Annotated in this window: 4 protein-coding genes; 3 read left to right on the plus strand and 1 reads right to left on the minus strand. The window is 35.6% G+C overall.

Translation table 11 applies throughout. The features are described 5' to 3' along the window. Window positions 1–21 precede the first annotated feature (21 nt). Complete coding sequence (locus tag G5B32_RS16675; RefSeq protein WP_165292626.1) at window positions 22–1,374, minus strand: NfeD family protein; 1,353 nt, start codon at window positions 1,372–1,374, stop codon at window positions 22–24. A 17-nt stretch (window positions 1,375–1,391) separates the two neighbouring features. Here G5B32_RS16675 and G5B32_RS16680 point away from each other — a divergent pair, with 17 nt between their 5' ends. Genes G5B32_RS16680 through G5B32_RS16690 form a run of 3 tightly spaced genes read left to right on the plus strand, consistent with a single transcriptional unit; the run spans window position 1,392 to window position 3,754 of the window. Beyond that, window positions 1,392–2,144, plus strand: coding sequence for a hypothetical protein (locus G5B32_RS16680; RefSeq protein WP_165292627.1), 753 nt, complete (start codon window positions 1,392–1,394; stop codon window positions 2,142–2,144). A gap of 9 nt (window positions 2,145–2,153) precedes the next feature. Further along, window positions 2,154–3,095, plus strand: a complete 942-nt coding sequence (locus G5B32_RS16685; RefSeq protein ID WP_165292628.1) for a LysM peptidoglycan-binding domain-containing protein — start codon at window positions 2,154–2,156, stop codon at window positions 3,093–3,095. Between the two features lie 23 nt (window positions 3,096–3,118). Next, window positions 3,119–3,754, plus strand: a complete 636-nt coding sequence (locus G5B32_RS16690) for a uridine kinase (protein ID WP_165292629.1) — start codon at window positions 3,119–3,121, stop codon at window positions 3,752–3,754. The last annotated feature ends 245 nt before the right edge of the window (window positions 3,755–3,999 follow it).

Here is a 3,999-nt window from a genome sequence, read left to right on the forward strand (position 1 = left end):
AATTTCAAGCCCTTACTTATTTTATGAAGAAATTGGCTTATCTGCCAACTTTCGTACAAACAAATTATAGTTTTCATGCTTCTCTACATAAACTTCTTCACCTGCATCAATAAAACCATCTAAAGCGACAGCATCATACCACACGCCTTCTATTTCAATTTTGCCTGAAGGACGCAATACTGTACGCGCAGTACCATTCTTATTCAGGAGACTTACTTTGGGAACAGAAGAGGTATAGCCAGTTTCAGCACGCTGCTCATCTTGTAATACTAATCTTTTGAAAGCCGAAGATTGCATCAAATTTTTACCAAAAATGACCATCAACACTACCGACAATATCATGGAACCAATGACAATTATAAATGAATTCATTAAGAGACCTGGTTGAGTAATTTTAAAATCCAAAAAATCATTTGCCAACATGGAAAATGCTAAACCACAAAGTACTAAAATAATTCCTAAAATACCTGCCACACCAAAACCTGGTATAACAAAAACCTCTAAAGCCAGCAGTATTACTCCTAAAACAAAAATAGCAATCTCCCAATTATCCGCTAATCCTTGCAAATACAAAGGTGCAAAGAAAAGCGCTGAACAAATCACTGCAACGACCAAAGCCATTCCAATTCCTGGAGTTTGGAGCTCAAAGTATATTCCTGCAAAAATTCCCATAATCAAGATACCGCTTACCAGAGGATTCACTAAAAAACCAATAATGTGATCTACTACAGTTTTTTGATACGCCGATACTTTAGGTGCTGTCAAAGCAAGTTGCTGGTATACCTGTTGCTCATTTTTCACTTCCGCATTAGCCATATTAGCTTTCACAGCTTCGGAAGCGGTGAAAGTTATTACCTGTCCATCTTCTTTCCATTCAGGTAAGGATATTGATGGATCGACAAAAGCTTCTGCTATTTTTGGATCCCTACCTTTAGCCTCGGCTGTAGCACGCATCAAGCCTCGCATATATGACTGGTATTTTTCAGGCATCACCTCCCCTTGTGGATTGACAACACTGGCTGCACCCATCGATGAACCAGATTGCATATAGATATAATCGGAGGCTAAGGATATTAATGTACCTGCGGAAGCAGCATTATTATTGATATAAACTATAGTCTTAAGCTTTGAATTAAGCAACAATGTCCGAATGGAATCGGCAAAATTCACTGCGCCACCAAACGTATTCATTTCGATCAAAAAGTAATCAGCTTGCTCGCTAAGTGCTTGTTCATGAGATTTTTTGATAATTCGCCAAGCATTAGGTCCCACATCTTCTTTTAGTTCTGTTTTGAAAACAGATTGTGCGTGCGACACGAAACCTAGAATTAAAAACGCAAATAAAAGAATAGTTTTAGTAAATTTGTGTAGCATATTTTCCGAGCATTGGTATGATTAAATATACGATAAATAAAGCATTTGAAAGAAATTTTCCCTACCCAATATGGAAGATTGAAGTCGACTGCGCCCATGCTCAATTAGCTATAGAAAGCCGTAATCCTGATAGCACGCTTCCACATTTTACTGTATTGAATTTTGATGGCAGTGTTCGTTTAGAAGAATTTGAAGTAGATGCCAGAGAGTGGACGTTGGAAGATATTCAAGGTGATTATTTGATTCTGAAACGGTACGGAGATTATTCGCCTATTCAGGCAGGTATTCAAGTCATTCATATTCCGTCAAAAAGCTCTTTGTATACGTTTATGGAATATGTGATCAAAGATGTGTACCAAAATACCATCCATGCCTTCCATAGATCGATCCCTGCTGGACTAATTTTTTACATTGACATAGCTACAGGAGAAATATCAAACCAAAAAAATTTGAATAATGAATTTCCGTTACGCGAAATACATTATCCATTGCCTTATCAAGGCACTTTACCTTCCTTTATCAAGAATCTAACTATTATTGATCAGATTTGGCTTCAGCCTTATCGTGATTTATTTTTGTGGTCTTACCACACACAAATAGCCGACAAATACAATCTTAACCTTTCATTATCCTCTAGACATGAATTATATGACAGTAAAATAATACTTGAAGATCTGGATAAATTAATCCCTCAACCTTATTTTATAGTCAAAGAGCATATTTTCTTTTTATCAAGTAATAAAATGAAAATTTCCTCGTATTTAGTATAATTGTAAGATATGAATCAGAGAAAGACTATTAAAACGTATCATAAATTAACCTTTTTATTTGTTTTGGGATTATCGATACCAGCATTGGGAAATGCGAAATCTATGGATTTGACGGTAAATACAACTTTAGAAATTCGTTTGGATTCTGTTGGAACAGAAAACATCAATGGTAAAAGATATGTAATTCACAAATTAGCCGCAAAAGAAACTTATTACCAACTAAGCCGTATCTATGGTGTTCCGGTTAATGAGATTATGGAAGCCAACAATAAGAAGAGTTTACGTATAGGAGATTTGGTACGCGTACCTCGGGGTGCAGCCGTAGAAACTCGTCCTATTCTTCCGACATCAAGCTCTAATAATACAACACCTACTAATAAAAATAACGCGCCTGTATTAATCAATCCAAATGATATTACAGAGTATAAGGTAGGGAAAAGTGAAACTTTATTTGCTATTTCAAGACGCTTTGGAATTTCTGTTCCTGATATCAAACGCATGAATAATTTGACATCAGACAGTCTTCGAGAAGGTCAAATCTTAAAAATTCCGAATCACGCTTTACCTGTTGAAGTTCCGGAAGTGGTAGAAATACAACCTATACAAGACGAAATAGAAGAAAACAACCCTATTGATGATTCGGCATTCAAACCTAATCGATACGGCATCCGTGAGACAAAAGAGAAAGGTGTAGGCGTATGGTTAAATGATTTGGAAAGCGATGATCATACCAGTTTGGCACTTCATAAGTCAGCTCCGATAGGAACTATATTAAAAATTACAAATCCTATGAATAGAAGTGTTACCTTTGCAAAAGTTGTCGGAAAATTTAACGACAATCATGACACACAAGGGGCAATAGTTATTCTATCAAAATCTGTAGCATCATCGATTGGGATCTTGGATAAAAGATTTCAAGTCGAAATCACTTATGGTGTACCCTTGAATTAAGAATTATTCATTAAATACATCAAATGGACAAACCATACGTAATTGGTATAGCTGGAAGTAGTGGATCTGGTAAGACATTTTTTCTTAAAAGTTTTTTAAATCATTTTGCGGAATCGGATATTACGTTAATCTCGCAGGATGATTATTATATCCCTGCAAACACAAAAACGCAAGAGGAAAACAGACTGTATAATTTTGATTTGCCAACAGCAATAGATCGTGACGCATTTTACAAAGACATCAAAGATTTATTTGACGGCAAAACGATTTTCAAAGAAGAGTACACGTTTAATAATCCTAATATTAAACCGCAAATGCTTGAAATCAAGCCTGCTCCGATTTTGATTGTTGAAGGTTTATTTATCTTTCACTATACAGAAGTAAACGATTTGTTGGATTATAAGATTTTCTTGGATGCCAATGAGGATGTTGCTTTAGAACGTCGTTTGAAAAGAGATTTATTGGAGCGTGGGTACGATCATGACGATGTGATGTACAAATGGGTAAACCATGTTGTACCATCGTATAATACTTATCTCCTACCATACAGAGAGACTACGGACAAAGTTATTATTAATAATACCGATGAGCCTGCAGTAATCAACTCTGCTACAGAACTAATCTCGCAAGAAGTTAGAGAAAAACTAGAATTATTTTAATTTAAACTCATTCTAAATAGCTATCTTTGTAGTATGAGCATGCAAAGTGAGTTGAATCAAGACAATAATCTTATTTTAGATATAAAAGAATCAGCAAAAGGATTTAATCCCTTTGCTGATTTTTCATGCTGTGCCCTAAAGAAATGCTGTAAAAAATATAAGAAGGGAAAGCGTTGTAAAAAGTGTCCAGATAGGTAGGTTAATGTTGGCTTCCCAAAGCGCTACATTTATCAAAACTTACCGAG

The sequence above is a fragment of the Sphingobacterium sp. SGL-16 genome (genome assembly GCF_011043515.1).
Classification (GTDB): domain Bacteria; phylum Bacteroidota; class Bacteroidia; order Sphingobacteriales; family Sphingobacteriaceae; genus Sphingobacterium; species Sphingobacterium litopenaei.

What these genes read in the sequence shown, in the direction of transcription:
- G5B32_RS16680 (WP_165292627.1), top strand. Translation starts at nt 1,392, where the DNA reads ATGATTAAATATACGATAAATAAAGCATTTGAAAGAAATTTTCCCTAC.
- G5B32_RS16675 (WP_165292626.1), bottom strand. Translation starts at nt 1,374, where the DNA reads ATGCTACACAAATTTACTAAAACTATTCTTTTATTTGCGTTTTTAATT.
- G5B32_RS16685 (WP_165292628.1), top strand. Translation starts at nt 2,154, where the DNA reads ATGAATCAGAGAAAGACTATTAAAACGTATCATAAATTAACCTTTTTA.
- G5B32_RS16690 (WP_165292629.1), top strand. Translation starts at nt 3,119, where the DNA reads ATGGACAAACCATACGTAATTGGTATAGCTGGAAGTAGTGGATCTGGT.